We start from the raw sequence: 26,367 nt of genomic DNA, 5'->3' as shown, positions 1-26,367 counted from the left end.
GACGGATATGTCTGATAAAGCATCTGCACAATCCCATAAGCTCACTCACCTGTTGCACAATCTGGATGAGCGTATTTTTCACCATCCTAAGGTCGTACTGGGCTTGATTCTGGCGATTACTCTGTTTTTCGCCAGTCAGATTCCGGGCGTTAAAATGTACTCTGATTTTGCCGATCTGCTGCCGCAGGAGCACACCTACATTGAACTCCATAATGAAATTAAGGAGTCTTTTGGTGGCGCCAATGTCGTTATTGTCGGAGTGGAAGTAGAAAACGGCGATATCTTCAGTAATGAAGCGCTGGCACGTATCCATCGTGTGACCCAGGCCGTCGATAGTTTGCCGGGTATTAACCACAACTTAGTTGCCAGTGTGACGCACCGGAATTCGCGCAAAGTATGGATGACCCCCGAGGGTAATGTTAACTCGGAGTCTTACTACGATCCCCAGGGCGGTGAAATTAGTGAGCTGGAGCTGGAACTTCTACGTCAGGATATTGTAGCTAATCCACGGGTTTACGGTCCTTTGGTTAGTCCTGATATGAAGATGGCGCTGGTTAAGGCGCAGCTGAATGAGGGTCAGCTGGATTATGTTAAAACCTTTGATGCGATCCAGCAGATGCGCGCAGATGAAGGTGCTGAAGGTTTTAAGATTCATGTGACGGGACAGCCGATGCTTGTGGGTTGGGCATACCAGTACCTGGGACAGATCATTGAGATCTTTATGTTTACGGCGCTGATTATGATTGCGCTGTTGATCTTCTATTTTCGTAAAGCTTACGGGGTTTTGATTCCACTGGCTGCGGTGGTGGTATCTACCATCTGGGGTATCGGTATTATCTCCCTGTTTGGCTACAACCTGGACCCGTTAGGGTTGGTTATCCCCTTTCTTATCTCGGCCCGGGCGATGTCTCACGGTATTCAGATCGTAGAGCGTTACTATCTTGAATTGAATGAGCATGCAGATCATAAAAAAGCTGCTCAGTTGACGTTTGAGAATCTATTCAGGCCGGGCAGTTTAGGCGTTGTTTCTGATGCCATAGGACTGTTGTTGATCGCAATCGGTTCGATTCCGTTGAATACGAAACTGGCTCACTACGCTTCCCTCTGGGCGCTGTCCATCATCATTACCGTATTGCTGGCCGTACCGATGTTGCTATCAGTACTGCCTAAGCCAAAAAACTATGCAGTTAAACATAACCTGTTTCGCAATGTCGGTTACATCTGTGCTGATCTGGTAAGTACTGAAAAGTCAGCCCGAAATGCTCTGATGATGGGAGCTTTGTTGCTGGTAGGGGGATGGTTCTTCGCGTCTAAAGTGGTGATTGGTGAATCTGAGCCTGGCTCTCCCATCCTCTATCAGGATCATGACTACAACGTCTCATCCGGCGCCATTAATGATAGTTTTCCTGGCTCAGAAGAGCTCTATATCGTTGCTCAAACCGATGAAAAAGGCGGTATCAAACGGCCTGAAGTATTGAGGGCGCTGGCGGATCTGGAACGACATATGTTGCTGGACCCAGAAGTGGGTGGGGCAAAAGGCGTACCCGATTTGATTATGCAGGTTAATCGCTTACTCCATAACGATGATCCACGTTGGATGCAGATCCCTGGTGATGCGCAATATGTCGGTGGCTTGATGTTTACCTACATGATGTCCAGTCCAATTCCGGGCGCGTTGAATGAGTTTGTTGATACCGATGAGCGTATTGCCAACCTGGTGTTCTTCTATAAGGACCATCAGGGTGAAACGATTCGCCGTGCGATCCATTCTGCAAAACAGTGGATAGAGGCAAATGAAGGCAAGGTTGAAGGGCTACAGATACGTCTGGCGGGCGGCACTATCGGTGTTACTGCGGCGATGAATGAAGCTGCTTACGAGACCAATCTGTGGGTATTACCCTTAGTTTTCCTGTTGATCTTCGCGATGGTGATGTTTTTCTACACCTCACTGCAAGCGGGCATGATGATGTTTATGGCAATGATGTTTGCGACCACGCTGACGTATGCCTACATGGGTATTACTCAGATGGGTATTAACATCAATACGGTGCCAATTATCGCGGTGGGTGTTGGTGTGGGTATCGACTACTCCATCTACATGATGGACAGGATCCGCTCTGAAATGGTGAACGAGAGGGACCTGGCCAAAGCAGTGAGAACCGCTATCCGCACGACTGGTTTAGCGATCAGTTTTACCGCTATTACCCTGATAGCCGGCATTGTTATGTGGGTCATCCTTTCAGACTTGCGCTTTCAGGCAGATGCAGCGTTATTGCTGTCTGTGATGGTCATTCTCAATGGTGCAGCAGCGATGTTGCTGGTGCCTTCCTGGGTGCTGGTCTTTAAACCGAAATTTATCTGTGAAGCTTATGTCGATGAAGATGGCGTGATCCACGGCTGATCATCTGCATGGGGGTATTTTAAACGCATTTTTTGTAAAACAAGTAAACCTGAAGGGGTTAAACCGATGTCGAAAAGAATAATAACGACGATGAATAAACTGGCTGCGGGAGTGGCTGTGGGAGTGACTGCTATGGCAGCCGGTTATACCGGTACTGCGGTAGCGGCGGATACGGAATGGGCCGGCTTCGTTGAGAACGCGACTTATCTGCGTGATGGTGTTGGACTGTCAAAATTCCGAAACACTGCTCAGGCTGAATTTTCTAAGCCTATCGAATCTGATAGCTGGAGTAATGTGTCTATTAACGGTACGTTGCGGGCGACTTATGATGGTGTTTATGACCTGAATGACGATGAGTTCGGTAAAGATGCAACCGAAGAGTATTTGGGCGCTAACTGGCACGAACAGGATTTGTCTTCAACGATCTTACAGCCGGGAACACCCCTTCCTTGTGAAAATGATCCGGCCCTGTGTGACAACCTTGATGGCTATATGGATCAGGACGAGAAAGACGCTAAATATCCAGACTTCAACGATCAGCTGGATTTTATTCGTGAGTTGTATATCTCTGCTGATAAGCAGCTGGATAATGGCGATATTATTAATCTTAGCTTCGGTAAGCAGCAAGTGGTCTGGGGCAAGACTGACCTGTTCCGGGTGTTGGATGTAATCAATCCGGTGGATTACTCACGTCATAATATCTATGACGAGCTGGAAGATATCCGTATCCCTCAATGGATGCTGACCGCCGAATGGCGTATGGGCCCGAATGAGATTTTTGATGACTCCAACTTATCCGTTGTGTGGAATATTGATAAGTTCCGTCCCCATAATCTGGGTACCTGTGGTCAGGCGTATCGTATCGTTGATGCCGGTTGTTTCTTTTCCTCAAGAATTATTGGCGGCGGTCCATACGTCATCAATGATGTCGAAGAACATGACTGGTCATTAGCTAACTCTCAATTCGGCCTGAAATGGGAAGGCGTGTATGGGGATGCGACGTTCTCTCTGAACGCGTTGCACTATCGTCAGCAGCTACCTTCTATACATACTAATGGCAACGGCGTTAGTCCAGTCCCTGGTTCCAATTTTGGACTGTTCAATATCCATTTTCCTGAGGTTAATCTGATCGGTGGTTCTATCGATTACTATTCGATGAACCAGGATGCGGTATGGCGTCTTGAAACGTCTTACACCCAGGGTGAAGAGCAGCCACGGGATGCTTACGGTTATAAAGAGACCGATATGTTCCGTTACGTTATCGGCTTTGATAAGAATATAACGATTCCTGAGCTAGGTACTCGTAGTGCTTTCTTACTGTCCACTCAGCTGTTTGGTGAACATATCCTCGATCACGAAAGGGATATGCCAAATGAAGCGGAGAACTGGATCGCAACAATGTTATTCAAAGGCTTCTATGTGAATAACCGTCTCAGCCCTCAGATCATTATCGCCCACGACTTTGCTGCAGAGGCAACTGCTATTGCGCCGAGCATCGAATATCTGATCGATGATCACTGGAAAGTGAATGCTGGCTTCAACATTAAAGAGGGTGGCGAGAAGAAGTTTCCCTGGTCTGTTACCGGAGGGGCTGCGGGTGGTGTTCAAACAGAACCACTGGCGCGTTTCCTGAATGGCCCTATCGGTGTTGCTAATCAGGAAGATGAATTCCAGATGTCTGTTCGTTACAGCTTTTAAGCGAATATAACTATAAGAAGGTAAATCATTATGTTTAATAAAACGTTTATATCACTGGCGTTGACTGCCGCGGTATCAACTTCAGCGATGGCTGCGACAGATCAGGATGTGGAAAACTCTTTCTATCCCTATAAAAGTGGTGTGCCGTCATATACTGGTCTGAGTGCAGGTATGACCATTAATCAGGGTAATGTTGATCAGTTCAAAGAGATACTTGATCCGGCAATGTATGAGTTTATTAAAGCCGGTGATACGGAGGTTAAAGTTGGTGAAACAACCTCGTTTGATCTGCACTCGAGCTACGTCGAAGCCACTAAAGCGAACCTTGCTAATGTAAAGCTGGGTGATAATCCTGGTGAGATTAGTGGTTCAGTGGCGGGCCGTCCCTTCCCTGCAGAGCCTTCATTAGATGATCCACGTGCGGGTGAAAAGCTGGCCTGGAACTATAAGTATGGCTATAACTGGGGAGATTCAGCTGCCATTATGCCGTTCTACTGGAAATTCCGTAATATGGAGACCGGTAAGCTGGAACGAACACTGAAGTTTAACTTCCACTTCCTCAACTTTACGCATCGTACTGAGCAGACTCCGACTCCGGCAATTACGCCAAATCCGTCGAATCTGTTCCGTGGTATCTATGTACAGGTGCTGGAGCCGTTCGATGTTAAGAATACGCAGTTGCTGATTCAGCGTTTTGAGGATGATCTGAAACGTGATAATGCCTACCTCTATCTGGGTTTCCAGCGTCGTGTGCGTCGCTTATCTTCCGGTCAGGTGACAGACTCGTTTCTTGGATCAGACGTAATGATTGAAGATTTTGAAGGCTATAACGGTCGTATCTCCGATATGAACTGGACCTTCAAAGGCGCTCGCAACATGCTGGTTCCTATGTATAACCACAACGAGATGGAACTGGATAGTGAGTCTCATAAGGATGATGAGGGCTATCAGGTCGTGGCCTTTGGCGGTAAGGGAAATTGTTTTCCTAACGTGACTTATCAGCTGCGTAAAGTGTATGAAGTTGAGTCCGCGTCGGTTGATCCAAATCACCCGATCAGTAAGCGTCAGCACTTTATTGATGCACAAACATTCACCATTCCTCGTAACATTACGTACGATCGTAAAGGTGATATGTGGAAAAGCTGGTCTATAGGTCAGGCTCATCCTGATCACCATCTGCCACAGAATAAGGGTAAAGGTGTTGCGATTGATGATGCCTTCACTATGGTCGATATGCAGGCGCAGCATTGTACTACCGGTCAGTTTAAGGGGATTGTGGATCCTTCTCTGACACCGCAAAGTAAGATGACTGTTCAGAATCTGCGGGCTTCCGGTAAGTAAGTGTTCTGAGGTTATTAAACAGATAGGTAGGTGAATAAGCCCGGGCAATGCCCGGGCTTTTTATTGGCCGCTAGGGGCTGGCAATTGATCTACCCAACGATTCAATAGCTACCTCAATTTACTTTCAGTTTTCTTGAGAAAACAGGCGGTATTAAAGATGAAACTGAGGAATATGTGTTGTGAAGGGAGGAGTTAGGCGAGTAAGGGGAGTGACGAGGAAGATCAACAAGCGACCGTTGCAGCTAATACACAAGGCGCTTGTCAGTGCTGTCAGACAAGGCAACTTTCAGATTGCGGTAGTGGGGTTTAAACCGGTGAACTCTGCCATCAGCTTGCTGTAGCTGGCGCAGCGGTCGGCGAAATCATAAACCACATTAACCAGCATGACTTCGTCAACGTCATAGCGGCCTGCCAGCTGTTCAATTTCTGTCCTGCACTCAGTAGCTGTTCCGGAAATAACCGTATCCAGAGTGGTTTGATAATAATCCTGGTCAGAAGGGGAAAGCTTGCGGTAAAGATTCAGTGCTTCTTCCGGAGAGCGGATGCTCTCCCTGATGCCATGCCGGAATGCCATTACCTTCCAATACATATTCGGTGCTGCCAGATAAGCGGCTTCCTCTTTGCTATCAGCGCACAGGCAGGCAACAGAGATAATCGCCTGAGCTTTTTCGGCGCCATTACCATTGGGTCGAAACAGCTTTTTATAACGCTGAATAATATCGGTGGGCCGGGAGTGGGTGCCGATAAACAGTGCCAGAACGAATCCCAGCCCCAACTCTGCGGCCAGATCAACGCTACCGCTACTCGACCCCAGCGTCCACAATTCGGGTGCCTGAGCACCAATAGGGGAGGCGTTGACCTTATGGAAATTGCGGCTTGGTGATTTGCTATCGTGTAGGAAATCACTCAGATCACTCAGCAACTGTGGATAAAGTGCCGGATCCCTTGGCTGGTTAGGAAAGGCCAGTGCCTGGCTGGTAATATCTGTCCCGCCAGGCGCTCGCCCGACGCCAAGATCGATTCGACCTGGATTAAGCGCCTCCAGTGTCCGAAACAACTCAGCCACTTTCAGGGGGCTGTAGTGTGACAACATTATACCGCCACTGCCTACACGAATGTTCTTCGTGTTTTGGGCGATATGGGAGATGAGTACTTCAGGACATGAGCTGGAGTAGCTGGCGGTATCGTGATGCTCAGCAACCCAGAAACGATGATAGCCCAGAATATCGCATAACTGCGCCAGCTGTGTCGAACTATGTAAAGCCTCGCTTTGAGACTGACCGTTATGTACAGGTGCTTGATCTACAACACTGAGTTTTAATGCCATATTGTTCACTTCTTATCCTGTTTGTTGGTCGGGTTCATGGGTTATATCTCAATGTTGAGCTTTTTCAGCCGGTAGGCGAGCGTAGGGCGGCTCATACCTAACACCCTGGCGGCTTCCGATACGTTGTATTCGGCGCTCTCGATAGCGTGCCTGAGGATGGCTTCTTCAATTTTTTCCATCGATCCCATCTGAGTAATAGCTTCGTCCAGCCAGCTCCCGGAGGGTTCAGAGGTTACATCACTAGTCTTTGTTTGATGGTTGTTGACTAATGCTCCTGATGCAGAGATTACCTGGGTATCACTGTCCAGGTTCAGGCTTGGAAAGAGATACTGGGCTGCGATGGCTTCGCCGTTCTCCGCCAGAATCAGACCCCGCTCGATCATATTTTCCAGTTCTCGCACATTGCCGGGCCAGTCGTAGTTCAACACCGCTTTGGTTGCCAGCTCTGATAGGCCAAGGGTTTTCAGGTTGTAAAATGATTCGTATTTCTTCAGGAAGTGGGCGACCAGCATCGGGATATCTTCACGACGCTCCCGCAAGGGTGGGATATCAATGGGATAAACATTAAGGCGGTAATAGAGGTCGGCTCGAAAGCGACCCTCTTCAACGGCTGTTAACAGTGATTCGTTGGTCGCAGCAATAACCCGTACATCGATTTTTCGCGTTCTATTGTCGCCGACACGCTCCAGTTCGTGTTCCTGGAGTACGCGCAGCAGGGTTGCCTGAGCTCTGGGTGATAGTTCGATCACCTCATCGAGGAAAATAGTGCCATGGTTGGCACGTTCAAAGCGTCCCGCCCGGGATTGGGTGGCGCCGGTGTAGGCGCCTTTTTCTACACCGAACAGCTCTGATTCAATCAAATCTTGTGGAATGGCGGCGCAGTTGACGGCGATAAAAGGTTCCTGAGCTCGTTCGCTATTATTATGAATACCTTTAGCGACCAGTTCTTTACCCACGCCGGTTTCACCCAGCAGTAGTACAGACACCCTGCCAGTGGAGGCTTTATTGGCCAGATTGCAGACCTTCTGGAATCCGGTTGATTTACCGAGGAAGTTCCCTAACGTGCCGGTATCAGCAATCTTATGGCGTAAGACAGAGATTTGATCCTGTAATTCATAGAGCTCTTCGATAATCGGTGCACTATTGAAATATTCGCGGTAGCTCGCATAATCATCCCACTCTTTGGCAGGTCTGCCTTCAAACAAACAGTTGCTGTCTTCGCAGCCCCGACACTCCTTCTCTTTAAAGATGATTTCCTGGCCCAGAAGCTCCGATGCAAAGCTGCTGGCATGGCCAATCAATGCCCAGCAGCAAGGTCCATCGGTAAGTCCCAGCTCGGAGATAAACATTTCGGCTTCATAAGAGTCATGCATTGTCAGCTGACAGAAGAAATGATTATTGTCAGGGTCGATCTCGAGCTTATGCTCTTCAGCCCGAACAGAACCCTTGAGGGAGTGAAGTTGAAGCCCCGCTCGGAACATCGCTTCGGGAGATATATCTCCGGTGAGTCGCCGTACCAGCTCGGCATCTTTCTGACCAAGGTTGTAACCCAGGCGCATAAAGAAACCTTTAGCTCTTTCCAGACCGACGGTGAGAATTTGCTCTTTACGGAAGTCTGCGAGTGACGCCAGTTGTAACAGCAGCATCCGTTGTTCGCCAAACCAGATCGTCCCGTCGTTTTTTTGAAAACGTATCTGTTGTGCCAGATGGTGGATATCGGTTGTTTCAGGAGCTTTGGGCTCGATGACGTGATTCATAGCGGCACACTCATTTTTATTGTCTTTATTATTTGATCAAATCATCATATATGTTTGCTAATATAAAATTTAGAGTAAATATTGTAAGCTTAAATCCCATATATGGGATTTGATCTGCTTGGTTAATCAAATGGGATAGTCGTGAATGAACTACCAGGACCTTTTCATCTTTCTTAAGGTGGTAGAACGAGGCAGTTTTGTTGGTGCTTCAGCCTTACTTGATCTGCCGACCTCTACCGTCAGTCGTAAAGTGATGCAGCTGGAAAAAGAGGTGGGTTATCGCTTAATGCACCGAAGCGCGCGAAAGCTGGTATTGACTGAAGCGGGTGAAAAATTCTTTAACCGTTGCCAGCCACTCTATAACGAGCTGGAGCATACGGCCGTCCAGCTCAATGATGAGTTGGCGGATCCAGCGGGCTTGCTCAGGGTGACGGCACCCGTTAGTTTAACCAATGAGTTGCTGGGGGAATGGTTCTTCCAGTTTATGGAACGTTTCCCGCGTATTCAGCTAGATCTGATGTTAGTCAATCGTAATGTTGATCTGGTTGAAGAAGGGGTCGATGTTGCTTTCCGAATTGGTGATATTCGTCTGCAAAATTGGATATCACGGCCTCTGATGGAGTCTACTTTCAGCCTATGTGCCAGCGAGGACTATCTGTTGCGTCGGGGCATGCCACAGCATCCTGACGAGCTTTACCAACATACGTTGATAGTCCCCAGACGAATCTCTGTCTGGCATTTTGACGGTCCAAACGGTCAAAAGGCACATATAGATTGTACTGCTCGTCTGAAAATAGACGAACTCAAGTTAGCCGCAAGAGCTGCCGAAGAAGGTCTTGGTATTGTTAATCTACCGGATTATGTATTGACTGAAGCGCTGGAAGAGGGGCGTCTTAAACGGTTGATGCCTGACTGGCGATCTGAATCACGGGAGGTGCATCTGTTATATCAGGAACGACGATATATACCCGGAAAGGTGCGGGTGTTTATCGAGTTTATTATGGCGCGGTTTGACATGCTGAAGTGAAAATTCAGATGCCCGATGTGATTGCCCCTTTTGAGATATTTGCCGCTCCGGTACTGGTCGTAGTAGAGTCATTAGGGCCTGTGCTTGAACGTAGCAAGTACCTGGGACGCTTCACTGGTATTCGTTGATCGCATCAGGCCGATGCGTATGTTGTTTAAGTTTTGAAATTATGGGGAATAGCGTGTCATTAAAACTTTTCCACTGTCATGAGGCGCGGTCGATGCGTTCCCTTTGGCTAATCAATGAGCTCGGGTTAGACATCGATGTGATCTTATGCGCATTTGGACCTGAGCTCCGTAGTGATGATTACCTGGCTCATCATCCCCTTGGGCGTGTTCCTTGTTTAATAGACGATGAGCTGACCCTGTTCGAGAGCGGTGCCATCGCTGAATATTTATGTGAAACCTATGATAACGGCCGACTTTGGCGTGAACCTGGCCATCCAGAGCGGCCTCAATGGTTACAGTGGGTGCATTACGCTGAAACGCTGACGGTTCATTCTGCCAGCCTGACGCAACAGGCAATCGCTATAAGCGATCCTGAGTTACGTTCTGCTACCGTTCGAAAGCTCGAAACCAAGCGTTTGCAAAAGGCGATTGAAGTACTTGAAGCTCACCTTGAGAGTCGAAGCTATCTTTTGGATAGTGGCTTCTCTGCAGCGGATGTGGGGGTGGGGTATAGCCTGCATGTTGGTGGCTTATTTACAGATTTATCTGTATTTCCAAAGGTATACGCCTACTACAATCGATTAGCCAGCCGGGACGCCTTTAAAAGATCTCTTCCGGAAGCCGGAGCTGCAAACAAAATTTATACTCAGGACAATTACTGGCTAGCGCCATAGCAGTTGATGTGAATAACTCTCTGGTAGCCTGGGAATTCTTTAGAATGAGCTTAGTTAGTTCGGGAAATATTGTTGGGTTGTGGCGGGGACTTATGATTTCACCGTTTGTTCGATAATAATTCGGGCGTCGACCACCGCATAACCATCGTCGTAAGCAATGACAGGGTTGAGGTCTAGCTCAGATATTTCTGGATGAATACTGACAATAGCGGAGATTTTAAGCAGCAGTTCTACCAGCGCTTCTTTATCAACGGCCGCTTCACCCCGGACACCTTCCAAAATCGGCCGCGCCTTGATCTGGTCAATCATGGAAATGGCATCATTACGGCTGAGAGGGATCGCGCGAAAGGCCACATCTTTGAGGACTTCAACGAATATCCCACCCAGGCCAAACATCAGTACTGGGCCAAAGGCCGGATCGCGGCTCATTCCTATAATTACTTCGATACCCTTACGGGCCATCGGTGTGACTAAGACTCCTTCTATCTCCGCATCGGGATTGTACTGAAGACAAGAATCAATGATATCCACGCGGGCCTGATGAAGGGCTTCGCTACCCAGAACGTTCAACTTTACGCCGCCAGCATCAGATTTATGCAGAATGTTTTTAGATATAACTTTCAGGGCTAATGGCGTATTACTGAAGGTATTTAGTACAGTAGCGATATCGGCGTCCTGACGGATAATCAATTCCACAGGGAGATTTACGCCGTAGTGTCGCAGCAGAGATTTAGCTTCAAATTCAAACAGGTCGCGATTATGGCTTCGGGCCTGACTCAATAGTTGGCTGCACTCTGGAATGACAGGCCCAGCGGTGGTTTGCTCGACGTCCGGACTTTGCTGGATATACGCTCCCCGTTCACTCAGTGCTGCCATAATTTTGACCGCATGTTCGATGGAGTCGTAGACTGGTAAGCCTGCTTTGCGTAGCTGTTCCAGTGGCTCTGGATTCACATGGGCATAAAGGCTGTAGATCACTATTGGCTTATCTGTCATGCCAGCCAGACTGATGATGGCGTTGGCACAGCTCAGTTCTTCCTGCCGGAGCTCTTCAGCAAAGCGGATTCCGTAGCCACCGAACATACCCACCAGAAAGACTATATCGACACTATCGTCGTTGCTCAGAATTGTCATACACTCAGCCAACAGGCCTGGATTGGCATCGGTACTGCCTGCCACATCAATCGGGTTAGTGAGTGATGCCTGAGGGAATAAAGCATTGTGCAGGGCATGGCGAGTTGCATCACTCAGGTCTGCCAGCTCCATCCCCGCTTCGGCAATGCGATCGGATGCGATAGTTGCCTGACCACCGCCGTCGGCGAGTACGGCTATTTTATTGCCGCTAGCCTGTTGTAACAGGCCCAGGCCTTCTGCAACTGGCAGAATTTCATCTGAATTTTCTACCACACTGACACCCACCTGCCGGAGCAGGTCAACCGTCATCTGGTAACTGCCCGCGAGAGATCCGGTATGTGAACTTGCCGCCTTCTGGCCGGCTTCGGTACTGCCGGATTTATACACAACGACGGGCTTGTAGCGGGATGTTTTGCGGGCAACCTCGAGGAAGCCGCGTCCGTCTTTAAACCCTTCCACATAGAAGGTGGCAACCCGGGTGTTCGTTTCTTCTCCGAGGTATTCCAGATAGTCGGCAAAACCAACATCGGCCTGATTTCCCGGACCAACATAAACACTGAAGCCGATGTGTCCGTTGCTTTCCGCTTCAAGCGCGAGGGCCAGTAATATGTTGCCTGATTGGGAGATAATACCGATATCTCCCGCCCGGACATTATCCAGTGCCAGCAGGTTCACTTGTTTGTGCAGATTAAAAAAACCGGAGGTGTTTGGGCCGACCAGACGGACTCCGGCTTGTTGGGCAATCCTCAGCACTTCCTGTTCAAGTTTGGCGCCGGTCTCGTCTACTTCGCCAAAACCACTGGCCAGAATAATGGCGCCTTTGATACTGTTTTCACCGCACTGTTTTAGCAGGGAAAGGATCGTATTGGCAGGAGTACAGATCAGCGCCATATCTGCTGCAGTCGGTAGCGCCGTAACCGACCGGTAGGCCTTGATCCCCATAATTTTATCTGCGTTAGGGTTGATCGGATAAATGGTACCGGTATAGCCACCTTTCAGCAGGCCAGTCATGGCTTTGAAACCACGCTTAGTCGGATCGGCTGATGCCCCGATAATCGCGATAGAGTCCGGTGCCAGGAAATCGTGCAGAAAGCTTGCCATGGTCAGCGTCCCTTAAATTCTGGTGGACGTTTTTCAGCAAAGGCATCCACGCCTTCCTGCCAGTCTTGGGTGGTGGTACACATAAAAACACCGTCCAGTTCATGTTGAAGTTGAGCATCGATGTCGTTATAGGAGGAGTTGTTGAGCATTTTTTTAACCAGCTGCATTGAGATAGGCGCTTTGCCAGTTAGCTCATTGATAAAGTTCTCGGCCTCACTCTGTAGTTGTTCATCGGTCACCGCACGGGTAACCAGACCGATCCGTTCAGCCTCCCTGCCATCTACCTTGTTACCCAGGAAAATGAGCTCACGGGCTTTAGCAAGGCCCACCAGACGGGGTAAGAACTGGGTAACGCCACCGCCGACACAGGTGCCGATACTGACTTCAGGAAAACCGATCTGAGCCGATTCTGCCATCAGGAGGAAGTCGCAGGCACAAGCCAGCTCAGCTCCGGCCCCCAGAGCGTAACCGTTGATAGCGCCCACGACCGGTTTGGTAGAGCGGAAGATCGCTTCACAAACATCATTTCCCAGTTGCAGGTACAGGCGGCGTTGGTATGGCGTACGTTCGCCCGCACTATGCGCTTTCATATCGGCGCCGACGCAAAAGGCACGGCCTTCGCCTGTTAGTAAGACCGCTCGCACATCAGAGTCTGCTTCTGCCTGTGCCAGGGCCTTCAGTAGCTCGTGATAGAACTGCTCAATGACAGCATTAAGACGGTGGGGTCGGTTAAAACGGATTTCCACATAATGCTTCTTAGGCTGATAGATAAGTGTTTCATAGTGGCTTGGTGGCATGGAAAGCTCCGATTTAATTTGAGGTGGGCTCGGAACTGAGCGGCTTATCACCCAGTGATCACTTAGGAGGCAGACATATTATTATGTGTAATGTAGGAAACGTTTGAATCGTTAATTAAGGCTAGACGACACATTTGTATTACGCAATACAAATGTATCATTAGTGTTTTATTTTGCACTGTTCGGCTAAAATTGATCTACCATCACTCTGCGTAATAAGTGTGTAACAGACCTGGGTGTCGAGGCCTTTGGCTTCTATGAACAGGTGTAGTAGCGTCAAGTAAGAGAGAAAAAATGACATCATCCACTTCAGATGCAAGCAGTGTTCTTAAAGAGATCTCTGCGCAATACCCCAGGTTCACCACGCAGCTGAAGAAGGCGGCTGACTATGTCCTGGAACAGCCGGTTAATGTAGCGCTGCTCTCGATTCGTAAGAGTGCTGTAGAGGCTGGTGTAACGCCATCAACCCTGACCCGCCTGGCTAAATCAGTTGGATTTGATCGGTACGGCAGTTTTAGACAGCTTTTTAAGGAGGCTGTTAATGCTCGTCAAGCGGGGACGTATTTCAGTGATCGCGCGCAATGTTTACAGGAGATGGGCCATCATCATTCTGAGAATAAGGTCTTTGTGGAGTTTGCTGATTCCGCTTTTAAAAATTTAGAACAACTGTTTCAGGATGATACATACAATAAGCTTCAGGACGCTGCTCAACTGGTAATTAATGCCCGAAAGGTATTTTCATTAGGCTTCAGGGATATGTACACCTGTGCGTATCACTTTAGTTATGTGGGAGGTATCGCTTTCCCCCATATCCAGTTGATAAGGGGCTATCAGGGTACTCTGTTGAGTGAGCTGGGTGATATTCGCGCAGATGATGTTGTAGTCGCATTCTGCTTTGAGCCTTACACCACAGAAACTGTTCAAGCGATTAGAGTCGCCAGGGATGCAGGAGCGAAGATCATTGCGTTTACCGACAGTCTGCGTTCGCCGATTGCCTTAGGGTCAGAGATTGTCTTCAGTCTGAAGAACGATACACCACATTTCTTTCCCTCACTGACATCAACAATTACGCTGATAGAAGCGCTTTTGGCCGAGTGTGTCTCCATCGGAAATAAAGAGATGGTCAGCAATATTAACCGTTTTGAAGAGACCCTCCATCGCCTGGGAGGGTATCACGAAGACTGAGTCACACAATTCAGGCCGGTAACACACCTGCTTCAAATGACGAAGTAGGTTTAACGGGCCACTAATACTGAACAGTCCGCTGCCTGAACAACTTTGGCAGTGACTGATCCCATCATCATCTTCTCCATCCGCCCATGTTTCATTGCACGAATGAGTATCAGATCAGCATCAATGTCTCTTGCCCTGGCGACAATTCGTTTTGGTGCCTTGCCTGCGGTCACCCATATAGAGACCTCCAGCTCCTTTGGAAGATTGGCTGCAGCTAGCTGGGTAAGCTCAGCCCGCATACTATCGAGGGCCTCCTGCATAATATTCTCTGGTAGATAGGATGCTACGAGTGGCATCTGTATCCCTGGTAGGACAGAGAGTAACTCTACTTCCATGTCCGGGGTTATATATGCATTAAGCGATTGCAGGGTGGCTTCACAGCCGGGGGTATCCTGAAGGTCTAGAGCGACCAGTATTTTATTATACATAGTGATCTATCCTTGCTCGCGGCGGCGAACCTGTAACCAGCCCAGCAGAAACAGTAATGCCAGTGCTGGAATGTAAATCAGTTGTTTAGGGGGACGGTCAGCTTTAACTTCAATGCCCGTTATTTCCCAGTCAAAATCAATACCCACCGCTTCTGCGTTACTACCGAAACCCACCTGATCGACTATGACCCGGCCACTGTCATCTTTTAGGAACAGGCCTGCCGCTTCGACCCGGGCATTGGCACTATCTGAATCTGGGAAAGGTAATTCAACTAACTTACTCACGAAATCTCCGTCAATGGTTTCTCCACTGACCGATAGGCGCAATTTCTCATCAGGTTGCAAGCCCTCAACCACCGTGACTATCTCAGTAGGGGCGATGCTTTCAATCGGAGGGTATACCTCGTCCCACCAAAAGCCGGGTCTGAACATTGAGAAGGCGATCACTAGCAGTATAAGGGTTTCATACCAGCGGGTTTTGACCAACCAAAAGCCCTGAGTTGCTGCCGCAAAGACAAGAATGGCAATGACCGAGCTGACAATCACCAATAACAGGTGAAAAACTCCCTGAATATCTATCAATAACAGCTCGGTGTTAAAAATAAACATAAAGGGCAGAATGGCGGTCCGGATATCGTAGGTAAATCCCTGAATACCTGTTTTGATTGGATCGCTTCGAGCGATGGCGGCAGCCGCAAAAGCGGCTAACCCCACGGGCGGCGTATCATCCGCCAGGATGCCGAAGTAAAACACGAAGAGGTGAACAGCAATGAGAGGAACAATAAGACCACTCTGCGCTCCCAGTGTCACAATAACAGGTGCCATCAGCGTCGATACAACAATGTAATTTGCGGTGGTGGGTAATCCCATTCCCAGAATCAGACTGATGATCGCAGTAAAGATAAGCATCAGCATGATGTTACCGCCGGAGATGAACTCGACAAACTCAGTCATGACCAGGCCGATACCTGTCAGGGTGACAGTACCGACGACAATACCAGCTGCTGCCGTGGCGACGCCGATGCCAATCATATTTCTGGAACCGGATACCAAACCATCAAAGAGATCTTCTACACCTTGTTTGATGCTTAAACCCAGGTTAGCGTGGCCCCGAAAAAAAGCTTTAATAGGCCGATGGGTCAGAACTATGAATATCATAAAGACGGTTGCCCAAAAAGCTGAAAGTCCGGGGGAAAGCCGTTCAACGGTCAGACACCATACCAACACGACAACGGGTAGTAAGAAGTAGAGACCTGATTTTACCGTAGGTCCCGGTTCAGGAAGTTCTAGTACCGGGGAGTCCGGATCATCCAGTTCAAGTTCAGGATAACTGGAACAGAATTTTAGTAAGCCTACATAAACCGCAAAAATAATGACTGCAAGAACAGGGCTGGCCCAGGCCCCCAGGACATTTTTAGTCCAGCCGACACCGTAATAGACGACCATGGACAGTACACAGACGCCTAAAATGATTCCTGCCCAGGTTAATAGTCCTTGTGCCAATGTGGGCTTATAGCGACGTGGCAGTCCCATCATGCCCGCTTTCATCGCTTCCAAATGTACGATATAGATCAGTGCAATATATGAGATCAGGGCTGGTAAGATGGCATGACGGATGACATCGATATAGGGGATGCCCACATACTCCACCATAAGGAAGGCCGCAGCGCCCATAATCGGTGGTGTTAACTGGCCGTTAGTTGATGCTGCCACTTCGACCGCACCGGCTTTACTACCGGGAAATCCCACCCGTTTCATTAACGGTATGGTAAAGGTGCCCGTGGTAACAACATTAGCAATGGAGGAACCTGAAATGAGGCCGCTAAGGCCGGAGGAAACAACGGCTGCTTTTGCCGGCCCTCCACGCATATGACCTAAGAGAGAGAAGGATACTTTAGTGAAATAGTTACCCGCCCCTGCTTTTTCCAGTAAAGCACCAAACATCACAAACAGAAAGACGAAGCTGGTGGATACGCCGAGAGCAACACCAAAGACCCCTTCAGTTGTTAACCACTGATGAGACATCGTTTTGTTCAGACTGGCCCCTTTGTGAGCAATGACATCGGGCATATAGGGGCCGCCAAAGGTATAAATGAGAAAGACTGTGGCGACCACCATAAGCGGAGGCCCCAACGCTCTGCGGGTTGCTTCGAGAAGGAGAAGCATGCCGATGACGGCAAATACTAAGTCGGCGGTGGTGGGTGCACCGGCCCGGTTTGCGAGTTCAGTATGAAAGATAACCAGATATGAGGCGCTAAAGGCGCCTAACAGGGCGAAGATCCAGTCCTGAATAGGTATCGAGTCTCGAGGTGACCGTGCTAGTGCAGGATAAGCGGTATAGGCCAGGAATATGGCAAAACTCAGGTGTATGGCTCGGGCTTGTGTGTCATTGATAACACCAAAGTTAAAAACAAAGGGCAACGGAGAGGCATACCATAATTGAAATAAAGCCCAAAAAAGCGCGGCTGCCCAAAGCAGGGTTTTAGCTGCTCCCTGAGGGACTCGTGCACCGCTATCGGTTTGAGCAACAATATCCTCAGCGGATGACTGCGGTGAGTTGCTATCGGTCTGAATATTGCTATCTGACAAAGTATATCTCCACTGCAGTGATGGAAAGTACAACGGTGATTTCTGGTGCTTCCTGTAAGAAGAAGGGCCGGCTGTTTTTACTTTAGTGTCGGTAATAAAACAGACTTAACAGCGGCCCTGAATACAGCTGATGTAATACTCTTGCTTACATCAGACCAGCTTCTTTATAGTATTTAGCAGCACCTGGATGTAGTGGCGCAGACAGGCCATCTTTGATCATCTCTTCTTTCTTCAGGTTCGAGAAAGCGGGATGTAATTTGCGGAAAGAGTCGAAGTTTTCAAATACGGCCTTAACAACAGCATAGATAACATCGTCAGGAACATCAGTTGAAGTGACAAAGGTTGCACCGACACCAAAGGTCTGAGTATCTGCATCATTTCCACGGTACATACCACCGGGGATAGTGGCGGTACGGTAGTAACTGTTATCAGCAACCAAGGCATCGACGACAGGTCCGGTCACATTCACTAAGGTACTTTCACAAGAGGTAGTTGCTTCCTTAATAGCGCCGCTGGGGTGGCCTACGGTGTAGATCATGACATCAATTTTATTATCACAGAGAGCACTGGCCTGCTCAGACGCTTTCAATTCAGACGCCAGAGAAAAGTCTGCATTTGTCCAGCCAAGAGCTCCCATCAGAACTTCCATGGTACCGCGCTGACCGGAGCCAGGATTACCTATGTTTACTCTTTTTCCTTTAATGTCTTCAAAGCTTTTGATGCCGCTGTCTCCACGGGCAACAACAGTAAAAGGCTCGGGGTGTACTGAGAATACGGCACGTAAATTCTTATTAGCACCGGCATCGGCAAACTTACTGGTTCCGTTATAGGCGTGGAACTGCCAGTCGGACTGGGCAACGCCCATATCCAGTTCACCTGCGCGGATAGTGTTTAAGTTGTACACGGATCCACCGGTACTTTCCGTTGAACAACGAACTCCGTGTTCTTTACGGCTCTTATTAACAAGACGACAGATTGCACCACCGGTAGGATAGTACACACCTGTAACCCCGCCTGTGCCGATGGTTATAAATTGCTGCTCAGCTGCTTGAGTGATAACGGGGGCCGTGAGGCCAAGAGTAAGAGAACAGGCCAGCGTCACCGCCTTGATCGATTTATTCATTTTTAAGCACCTATCTTTAGGTTTTATTGTTTTTCTCATAGTGCTGAAGCTATGCGCTTGGTCTGAACTGCTTATTACAGAAGTGCGGGTTCGCTTCTACAAACCACATAGAGTCTATTTCAGCGTAGTACATTATGAGTACATTTGTATCAATGTTGGGGTATTTCGATTCTTTTGTTTTATTTATGAGTAAATATGAATGCTGACATTTGGGTAAAGGGTTTGAAGGGGATTTTTCTTAATATTTGTTTCGTGAGTAAGATATATGGACACTTTGTTAATTCAGCAGTTTGTATTGCTCCTGTAATAATTGCGCTCGAGCTAGCATGCTTTTACCTTGAATATGACTAAGATAATCAGCAATGTTTAGTACAATTACAATTCAATAAATTTAAAAATGATGATGCTTAAATAGACGTCGCTCTACACGCCACAAAAGGTACGTGATGGGGAATCACTAAAAGTATAATTTGGAGAAGATTGCTATGGCGCTGGAACTGTACACATGGGCAACGCCTAATGGGCATAAGCCTCAGATTTTGTTGGAAGAGTTAGGCGTTGAATATGATGTGCGCCCGGTTAACATTTTTGAGGGTGAACAGTTTACTGAAGCATTTGGAAAGCTGAACCCAAATAGACGTATCCCGGTGCTTGTTGACAGCGATGGAGGTAAGCCTCTGACTATTTTTGAGTCTGGGGCAATCATGCTACACCTTGCAGATAAGTTTGAACGCTTCATTTCAAAAGACCCGTATGCCCGATCGGCGACTATTCAGTGGCTTATGTGACAGATGGGAGGATTGGGGCCCATGTTCGGCCAGGGTCAGCACTTCTCAACATATGCTCGTGAGAAACATCAATACTCTATTGACCGCTATACAAAGGAGGGCGAGCGGCTCTTGACGGTAATGGAAACCCAACTGAGTCAAACAGAGTACTTAGCGGGTGAATACTCCATTGCGGATATAGCTTGTTTTCCCTGGATACGCGTTCATAAGATGGCGAATCTAAGTCTTGAGGGTAAGCCTAATGTGCAAAACTGGTATGGAAAAATACGCAATCGCACGGCAGTAGATCGCGGTTTGAATGTACTGAGGGAAGTCCTTACTGGCGTACCAGATACAGACCATGCTCATGACATTATGTTCGGTCAATCTCAATTTAAACATCGCTAGTTCCAGAGCTGTCTATGATTAGAGAGAAAGAGAATCTGCAGTGCTTGTCTTATCGTTTCTTTACTGCAGCTAATGGCCATAACAGTCGCAGGCTGAATATTGGCGCTGCTGTAATCTATATTTTTGTCGTTTTTTGTTCTGTTTCAGCTTTATTTCAGTTTGAGTCATTAAAGTAGCTGACATCAAGTAGCGATGACAGGTTGTAAGTGTATGTAGCTACGCTAAATGTAGATTTGAAGTAGATGCTTATGAGAATAAGCTTTGGCAATCTAAGTTTTAGATAGGCTAAGCTACTAATAACATTAAATTTAGTCGGCTATGAGTACTTAATAGATACCGTGCTTGAATTTGCTTTTTACACTGAATGATTTCATTGAAAAGTAACTAAAACAAAAATCTATTGATTTAATTTGGAGCAATAAAAATGAATAAAGCAAGCTTAGCGACAGCACTACTTCTTGGCGCATCAACAGCACTTATGAGCACGGGAACCGTTGCCGGTCCGAATAGCCAACTAAAAGTTTCTGAAACAGCCTCAGCTGAAGTTCAGGCTAAAGTTCAGGGTTGGCTTGCGGGCGATAAAATTCGCGGTCGTAAAGATAAGTGTTTTGGTATTGCACTGGCAGGTGAGAATGATTGCGCAGCAGGTGCGGGCACCAGTTGTGAAGGCACCTCTACGACAGACTTTCAGGCGAACGCCTGGACATATGCACCTAAAGGTACTTGCGAATCAATCGTGACACCAAATGGAACAGGTTCCCTTGAAAGTTAATGAAACCCCTACGTCTCAGCAGTCTTTGACTGCTGAGACGTATTTAGGTGCTGGCCTTGGTTTAAAGGCGGAACACCTGGACGATATTTTAGCGATGCCCATGGCCGAAGAAACTGGCACGAGTAATCGTTTGTGGTTTGAAGTGCATACGGAGAACTACTTTGTTGCAGGCGGACCACGGTTAAATTATCTCCGATCAATCCGTGAAAATTATGATCTTAGCTTTCATGGAGTAGGGGGGTCACTCGGTTATGATCATCAATCGATGCCCGAGCATATTAAACAGGTAAAAGCGTTAATCGATGAGTTTCAGCCTGCGCTGGTATCTGAACATGCTGTTTGGTCTCGTTCAGGCGGAGCATATTTTGCAGATCTTATGCCGTTGCCAAGAACGCAGGACGCACTGCAATCATTAGTTGAAGGAATTGACCGTTATCAGTCAGGTATAGGCCGGCGTATTTTAATTGAAAACCCGAGTAACTATCTGGATTTCACTAGTGAGATGGATGAACCTCAGTTTTTAGTTGAAGCGGCACATCGAAGCGGCTGTGGATTATTAATCGATATCAATAATCTGTATATCAGCAGCAAGAACACCGGTATTGATGCAGAAAAGTATCTGTCGCAGATTCCTGCTGACCTTGTCGGAGAGATCCATATGGCAGGTCATGATCCTGATCCGGAATTAGGTCAGGCGTTATTAATTGATAGTCATGCAGCAGATATTGAGACGCCGGTCTGGGATTTGTTAGCGTATGCGTTGTCGTTGTTCGGGCATAAGCCCGTATTAATCGAGCGGGATGCCAATATACCGCCGTTTGCTGAGTTGATGAATGAACGGGCAACGGCACAGGGCTATTTAGATCAGTACAGAAGTCATGCCACCTTATCGAATGCCTTCCAAAAGGAGGCTCGCTGATGGCGTTGAGTTCTTACATTGATGCATTTTCTGATTATCTGCGCAGCGGTGATGCCAGCGGTATGAATGACTTTTGTATAAATGCTGAGCATTTAAAACGAATGTCCGTCTATCGAAATGGCTTTTACAAAGGTTGCGTTGATGCGCTAGCCGCTAATTTTCCTATGTGCGAGAAACTTGTTGGGAGCGATGATTTTAAAAGAGTTGCCCGTATTTATGTGGATCATTACCCACCACTGAAAGGGACGCTGGTTGGCTATGGGCAGAGCTTTCCTGACTTTTTGAATGACTTTATAGCGTCGTTAGCAACACAGTCTGAAGCGTTAAAGTTATCATCCGGTTTAGCGGATCTAGCCCGTTTAGATTATGCATGGCTAATGAGTTTAATGAGTGCTGATGCAACGCAGACGCTGACAGCAGATAAAATCTCATGGCTGGTGGAAGAGGGGAATGATTTTACCCAGGCAGTAGTGAAATTAAACGCCAGTGTTGCGCTGCTGCCAGTAAATATTGAGACGTTCAATCAATGGATCGCATTAAAAACGAACCTCAGTGAAGCTGAATCTTTCGATAAAAGTGCCGTTAAAGATATAGACAAAGACAACGGTAGGTCAGAACAGGCTGATAGCGTTTTCTCTGTGGATACTGTCATGTTCTGGCGTGTGCAGGGTGCAGTTCAAGCGCGCATACTTTCTGCCCCTGAAATATCGCTTATGAAAGTTTTACAAGGGGAGGGTGGCGTACTGGAAGGGGCTTTTGATGCCGCTTTAGCGTTAGATCATAATTTTGATGCCAGTGATGTTTTTTCGGCCTGCCTGCAAAATGAAATATTAGAAATTGATATGGCTAAATACAATCATAATTATTAGGGGCTTCATATGGGTATGGTAGGAAAACTACGCGAGCTTTACGTACAGCTTGGCATACAGCTATCTCGGTTTTTAGAGCCAGTGGCATTGTTCTTTCTGCGTTTCATGGTGGCGAAGGTCTTTCTGGATTCGGGGCTCAGCAAATGGGACGGCTTTTTAAAGTTTAATGTCGATAAATATGACCTGTTTATGTATGAGTTCTTCTGCCCTGACCCGGTAAGACCAGGCGCATTGCAACTGTGTAATCCCGAAACACTGGAATATGTTGAAGGTTCATTTGTGGTGAGAATGATTGAGCTACTGGCTGTGTTTGCTGGTATCGCTGAAGTTGTGCTGCCAGTCTTACTAATTATTGGTTTGTTTTCGCGCTTTGCAGCGTTAGGGTTGATCGGCATGACAATGTTTATTCAACTGGCTGTATTCCCAACCTGGGATCACTGGATTAATCCAGCATCCTGGTGGGCAATCTCCCTGCTTGTTATTGTTGCACGGGGGCCGGGAATACTGTCTATAGACAGGCTGCTTGGCTTAGATGCGAAACCTCTTGTTGCCAAATAAGAGTTGCTAAATAATCATCGCTGGATGCTTTTGAGTTAAAAAGAGCAGTTGGCACATAGTTATCCAGAAAGGCCTGAATCAATTAATTCAGGCCTTTCTGTTTTGTTTCGATGTAATGATTGTTTATGGAGGGTGTCATAGCTCATATAGCAACCTCTGATGTATGATCTGCCAAATATATCTGTTCTCTTTAGTTATTCTTTAGCTGTTAACACCAGAATGCAATGATGTTGCCGTCGCGGGGGCAACAGTCGCGTTACCGCTGTTATGAGGTGCCTCTATGAAAAATCCATTACCCCAGGAAAACTCGCCTACTGTAGCGACGCTTGACGATCTCGCAACGTTGGCAAACTACTCGCTCATGGATACTCTTAACGCCGATCCTGACGCTAAAGCAAATGGTATCGATCATAGTCCGCGACAAGTTTTTACCGGACACTACGTCCCTGTCAGGCCCACGCCTATCGAAGCTCCCGAGTACGTTGCGCACAGTAAAAATTTCTTTCACGAACTTGGTTTTGCCGACTGCATGGCGCAGTCGGATGATTTCGTACGGATGTTCTCTGGCGATCTCTCACAGGTTCCTGCGCCGATGCGAAAAGTCGGTTGGGCCAGTGGCTATGCTCTTTCTATTTACGGCACCGAATACTACCATCAGTGTCCGTTCCAAACCGGTAATGGTTATGGTGATGGTCGCGCAGTGTCTGTGCTTGAGGCGGTTATCAACAATAAACGCTGGGAGATGCAGCTCAAAGGTGGCGGACGAACACCCTACTGTCGTGGTGCGGACGGTCGCGCTGTTCTGCGATCAAGCATCCGGGAGTTTTTAGCACAAGATCATATGCACGCGCTCGGCGTGCCAACCACGCGGTCGCTGAGTTTGTATGTTTCTAAAACTGAGAAAGTCCAGCGGCCCTGGTATTCAGAGGGCTCGCGCTCGCAGGATCCCGACAGGATGGTCTCCGAGGCGGCTGCCATCTCGACACGCGTCGCCCCATCGTTCATTCGGGTTGGCCAACTCGAACTCTTTGGTCGCCGTGCCCGCAAGCAGGAACACCCTAAAGCGATCGAAGAACTCGAGAAGATTGTGCTGCACCTGATCGATCGAGAGTACAGTGATGTTATCGACGATAAACTCACTGTTGCTGAAAAAGTGGTATTGCTCGCCGGTGAGTTCCGCAGTCGGCTTACATCACTTGTTGCCAACTGGATTCGTGTTGGCTACTGCCAGGGCAATTTCAATGGGGATAACTGCGCAGCGGGTGGTTTTACCCTCGACTATGGCCCATTCGGGTTCTGCGAAGAGTTCAATCCTCAATATCAACCATGGACGGGTGGGGGACGCCACTTTTCGTTCCTGAATCAGCCCGAAGCCGCCGAACGTAACTTCCATATGTTGTGTCTGGCGTTGGTGCCGTTATTGATGTCGAATGAGGCCGCTCAGCAACAGCTCAGCGCAATTCGCAACGGCTTTGCAGGAGTGATGCAAACAAAAGTGGAAGCGATGTGGGCTGCCAAGCTAGGACTAGACTCTTTTCACCCGGCGTTGTTCAGTGAGCTTGCAGCGCTCATGGTGCAAACGCCTGTTGATTACACTATCTTTTTCCGCGAGCTCTCAAATCTACCTGATGACATAGGCTCACTCCAGAAAAGCTTTTATAAAGGGGCGGTATATGAGGCAGACCCCGAAGGGTTAGACCAGCGCTGGTCAGAATGGCTGAGCCAATGGCAATTACTTATCAGCAGCGCTAATACTGCTCGCGGTTGCTCTCCAGAGGAACTCTCTGAGCAGATGAAACGCGTGAACCCAAAATACAGCTGGCGAGAGTGGCTCGTTGTACCTGCCTATCAACAAGCAGCGGCTGGCAACTATGCACTGGTGCGGGAGTTGCAAGATGTTCTGACGCAGCCATACGAAGAGCAATCGAAAGAGATAGAAGAGAAATACTATAGGCTTAAACCGACTGAGTTCTGTGAACTTGGGGGGCTGTCGCATTACAGTTGCTCGTCGTAAGCTGATTTGAGTGTATAAAACGCACATATATAGTAAAAATAGTGCTATTCGCACTTATGTTGTCTATCCTAAGAGCATTATGAACACTTGATGTAGAGGAGGGTGTCTATGTCTGCACAACTGAAGCAACGACCTGATGCGGCTGCCGTGCTTTGTAAGGCGATGTTCAACGCGTCTGAGCAACTGACACTGAACCAGCAAGAGCTAGGCAGAGTCGTTGGTATTAATCGCACCGGGGTATCACGTCTTAAACAGAGCGGTTTACTGGATCCTGCATCCAAGCGGGGTGAACTGGCATTGCTATTGATTCGCGCTGCACGGGCTCTCTTTGCATTGTCCGGTGGTAATCATGACTGGATCAAGCACTTTATGCGTTCAAACAATAAACTGACTGGCGGCATTCCTGCGGAACAGATGCAGAGTGTTCAGGGTTTGATGCGTGTTGTCACTTATCTGGATGCTATCCGGGGCAAGGTGTAATGATCTGGCAGGCCTGTGACGGTGTAGAGCAGATCAAACCCATAGCGGGTACTTTATACCGACTGGTTGAGAGTCAGGAGCAAGTGGCGACGACAGGTTATGTTGATACACTCGAAGAACAGGCGATACTGGAAAAGTTGCTGGAAGCCTCAAAACCCGACTATCCGGAAGAAATTACAGCAGGGCTTCATTATCTGCTGAGCACGCCTTTTCGCTACCCGCCACTGGAATGGGGGTCGCGCTTTGGGAGCAAATACGAGCCCAGTCTGTTCTACGGAGGGGAATTACTGGAAAGTACACTGGCAGAGTCTGCTTATTATCGGTTTGTCTTCTTGCTGGCAATGGAGGGTGAACCACCCGGTAAACGGCTCAACACAGAGCACACCTTGTTTACGGTTACCTACAGTACACAACGGGGCATACTGCTTCAGCACTCCCCATTTAATACCTATGCAGATCAGCTAACTCATCCGCAGGATTATGCTTCGTCACAAGCGCTTGGAACAGAAATGCGTAAAGCGGGTGTGGAAGCGTTCCAGTATCTTTCTGCCCGGTCAACTGAATCGGGGGTATGCGCAGCACTCTATACGGCAACCGCGTTTACACATAATCAGCCTGATACAACCGCACAGTGGCTCTGTGAACTGACAACAACCGGAGTGACCTTCAAAGCCGTTGCTTCCCCCCGAACCTATCATTACCCGCTGTCACAATTCGCAGTGGATGGAGAGCTGCCGCTGCCGGCCTGATTAGTTGATGACTTGTGTCAGGCTGGGAAATGAA

General features: G+C 48.1%; 22 protein-coding genes. 15 read left to right on the top strand and 7 right to left on the bottom strand.

Going from position 1 to position 26,367, the window contains the following annotated elements; genetic code table 11:
• Nucleotides 1–7 precede the first annotated feature (7 nt).
• The 3 genes from AMJAP_RS15650 to AMJAP_RS15640 all read left to right on the top strand — a co-directional run bounded on the left by AMJAP_RS15650 (nt 8) and on the right by AMJAP_RS15640 (nt 5,440).
• A complete protein-coding gene (locus AMJAP_RS15650) occupies nt 8–2,401 on the top strand; it encodes an efflux RND transporter permease subunit (RefSeq protein ID WP_019623057.1) in 2,394 nt (797 codons plus the stop codon).
• 66 nt (nt 2,402–2,467) lie between these two features.
• Entirely contained in the window at nt 2,468–4,099 is a 1,632-nt protein-coding gene (locus AMJAP_RS15645) for a DUF1302 family protein (protein ID WP_156815257.1), read from the top strand.
• 30 nt (nt 4,100–4,129) lie between these two features.
• Nucleotides 4,130–5,440 (top strand): DUF1329 domain-containing protein, encoded by a 1,311-nt coding sequence (locus AMJAP_RS15640; RefSeq protein ID WP_019623055.1) that lies wholly within the window; start codon nt 4,130–4,132, stop codon nt 5,438–5,440.
• 286 nt (nt 5,441–5,726) lie between these two features.
• Here the strand turns inward: AMJAP_RS15640 and AMJAP_RS15635 are convergent, their stop codons facing one another.
• Complete coding sequence (locus tag AMJAP_RS15635) at nt 5,727–6,767, bottom strand: LLM class flavin-dependent oxidoreductase (RefSeq protein ID WP_019623054.1); 1,041 nt, start codon at nt 6,765–6,767, stop codon at nt 5,727–5,729.
• Between the two features lie 41 nt (nt 6,768–6,808).
• A complete protein-coding gene (locus AMJAP_RS15630; RefSeq protein WP_019623053.1) occupies nt 6,809–8,524 on the bottom strand; it encodes a sigma-54-dependent Fis family transcriptional regulator in 1,716 nt (571 codons plus the stop codon).
• A gap of 145 nt (nt 8,525–8,669) precedes the next feature.
• Here AMJAP_RS15630 and AMJAP_RS15625 point away from each other — a divergent pair, with 145 nt between their 5' ends.
• Nucleotides 8,670–9,551 (top strand): LysR family transcriptional regulator, encoded by an 882-nt coding sequence (locus tag AMJAP_RS15625; RefSeq protein ID WP_019623052.1) that lies wholly within the window; start codon nt 8,670–8,672, stop codon nt 9,549–9,551.
• Between the two features lie 169 nt (nt 9,552–9,720).
• Nucleotides 9,721–10,392, top strand: a complete 672-nt coding sequence (locus AMJAP_RS15620; RefSeq protein WP_026340251.1) for a glutathione S-transferase family protein — start codon at nt 9,721–9,723, stop codon at nt 10,390–10,392.
• Nucleotides 10,393–10,482: 90 nt separating this feature from the next.
• On the opposite strand, the gene AMJAP_RS15615 is transcribed toward AMJAP_RS15620, so the two are convergent.
• Together AMJAP_RS15615 and AMJAP_RS15610 are read right to left on the bottom strand one after the other, a co-directional pair.
• Nucleotides 10,483–12,627, bottom strand: a complete 2,145-nt coding sequence (locus tag AMJAP_RS15615) for an acetate--CoA ligase family protein (RefSeq protein WP_019623049.1) — start codon at nt 12,625–12,627, stop codon at nt 10,483–10,485.
• A gap of 2 nt (nt 12,628–12,629) precedes the next feature.
• The gene (locus AMJAP_RS15610) at nt 12,630–13,424 is read right to left on the bottom strand and encodes an enoyl-CoA hydratase/isomerase family protein (protein ID WP_019623048.1); all 795 of its coding nucleotides are present in this window, start codon (nt 13,422–13,424) and stop codon (nt 12,630–12,632) included.
• Between the two features lie 294 nt (nt 13,425–13,718).
• Here AMJAP_RS15610 and AMJAP_RS15605 point away from each other — a divergent pair, with 294 nt between their 5' ends.
• Nucleotides 13,719–14,609, top strand: a complete 891-nt coding sequence (locus AMJAP_RS15605; protein ID WP_019623047.1) for a MurR/RpiR family transcriptional regulator — start codon at nt 13,719–13,721, stop codon at nt 14,607–14,609.
• Between the two features lie 50 nt (nt 14,610–14,659).
• Here AMJAP_RS15605 and AMJAP_RS15600 read toward each other — a convergent pair whose 3' ends face one another.
• From AMJAP_RS15600 to AMJAP_RS15590, 3 genes are all read right to left on the bottom strand, one after another.
• A complete protein-coding gene (locus AMJAP_RS15600; protein ID WP_019623046.1) occupies nt 14,660–15,085 on the bottom strand; it encodes a universal stress protein in 426 nt (141 codons plus the stop codon).
• A 6-nt stretch (nt 15,086–15,091) separates the two neighbouring features.
• Nucleotides 15,092–17,674: a TRAP transporter permease gene (locus tag AMJAP_RS15595; protein WP_019623045.1), complete on the bottom strand. Its 2,583-nt coding sequence runs from the start codon at nt 17,672–17,674 to the stop codon at nt 15,092–15,094.
• 145 nt (nt 17,675–17,819) lie between these two features.
• Complete coding sequence (locus AMJAP_RS15590; protein ID WP_019623044.1) at nt 17,820–18,797, bottom strand: TAXI family TRAP transporter solute-binding subunit; 978 nt, start codon at nt 18,795–18,797, stop codon at nt 17,820–17,822.
• A 485-nt stretch (nt 18,798–19,282) separates the two neighbouring features.
• On the opposite strand from AMJAP_RS15590, the gene AMJAP_RS15585 reads away from it, so the two are divergent.
• The 9 genes from AMJAP_RS15585 (at nt 19,283) to AMJAP_RS15545 (ending at nt 26,333) form a co-directional block, all read left to right on the top strand.
• Nucleotides 19,283–19,585: a glutathione S-transferase N-terminal domain-containing protein gene (locus tag AMJAP_RS15585; RefSeq protein WP_019623043.1), complete on the top strand. Its 303-nt coding sequence runs from the start codon at nt 19,283–19,285 to the stop codon at nt 19,583–19,585.
• A 21-nt stretch (nt 19,586–19,606) separates the two neighbouring features.
• Nucleotides 19,607–19,972 carry a glutathione binding-like protein gene (locus AMJAP_RS15580; protein ID WP_019623042.1) on the top strand — a complete coding sequence of 122 codons (366 nt, stop codon included), beginning with the start codon at nt 19,607–19,609 and terminating at the stop codon, nt 19,970–19,972.
• A 424-nt stretch (nt 19,973–20,396) separates the two neighbouring features.
• Nucleotides 20,397–20,744 carry a BufA1 family periplasmic bufferin-type metallophore gene (locus AMJAP_RS15575; RefSeq protein WP_019623040.1) on the top strand — a complete coding sequence of 116 codons (348 nt, stop codon included), beginning with the start codon at nt 20,397–20,399 and terminating at the stop codon, nt 20,742–20,744.
• On the top strand, nt 20,734–21,663 hold the full coding sequence (gene bufB / locus AMJAP_RS15570) for an MNIO family bufferin maturase (RefSeq protein WP_040405024.1): 930 nt from the start codon (nt 20,734–20,736) through the stop codon (nt 21,661–21,663). Before AMJAP_RS15575 ends, bufB begins: the two co-directional genes overlap by 11 nt.
• The gene (locus AMJAP_RS15565; protein ID WP_019623038.1) at nt 21,663–22,532 is read left to right on the top strand and encodes an HvfC/BufC N-terminal domain-containing protein; all 870 of its coding nucleotides are present in this window, start codon (nt 21,663–21,665) and stop codon (nt 22,530–22,532) included. The genes bufB and AMJAP_RS15565 overlap by 1 nt, the downstream gene beginning before the upstream one ends.
• 9 nt (nt 22,533–22,541) lie before the next feature.
• The gene (locus tag AMJAP_RS15560; RefSeq protein WP_019623037.1) at nt 22,542–23,090 is read left to right on the top strand and encodes a DoxX family protein; all 549 of its coding nucleotides are present in this window, start codon (nt 22,542–22,544) and stop codon (nt 23,088–23,090) included.
• Between the two features lie 280 nt (nt 23,091–23,370).
• Complete coding sequence (locus AMJAP_RS15555) at nt 23,371–25,104, top strand: protein adenylyltransferase SelO (RefSeq protein WP_019623036.1); 1,734 nt, start codon at nt 23,371–23,373, stop codon at nt 25,102–25,104.
• Between the two features lie 108 nt (nt 25,105–25,212).
• Nucleotides 25,213–25,584 carry an MbcA/ParS/Xre antitoxin family protein gene (locus AMJAP_RS15550; protein WP_019623035.1) on the top strand — a complete coding sequence of 124 codons (372 nt, stop codon included), beginning with the start codon at nt 25,213–25,215 and terminating at the stop codon, nt 25,582–25,584.
• Nucleotides 25,584–26,333 (top strand): RES family NAD+ phosphorylase, encoded by a 750-nt coding sequence (locus AMJAP_RS15545; RefSeq protein ID WP_019623034.1) that lies wholly within the window; start codon nt 25,584–25,586, stop codon nt 26,331–26,333. The genes AMJAP_RS15550 and AMJAP_RS15545 overlap by 1 nt, the downstream gene beginning before the upstream one ends.
• The last annotated feature ends 34 nt before the right edge of the window (nt 26,334–26,367 follow it).

It is taken from the genome of Amphritea japonica ATCC BAA-1530 (genome assembly GCF_016592435.1).
In the GTDB taxonomy this organism is placed as follows: domain Bacteria; phylum Pseudomonadota; class Gammaproteobacteria; order Pseudomonadales; family Balneatricaceae; genus Amphritea; species Amphritea japonica.
This window is presented reverse-complemented; position numbering and strand designations above follow the sequence as displayed.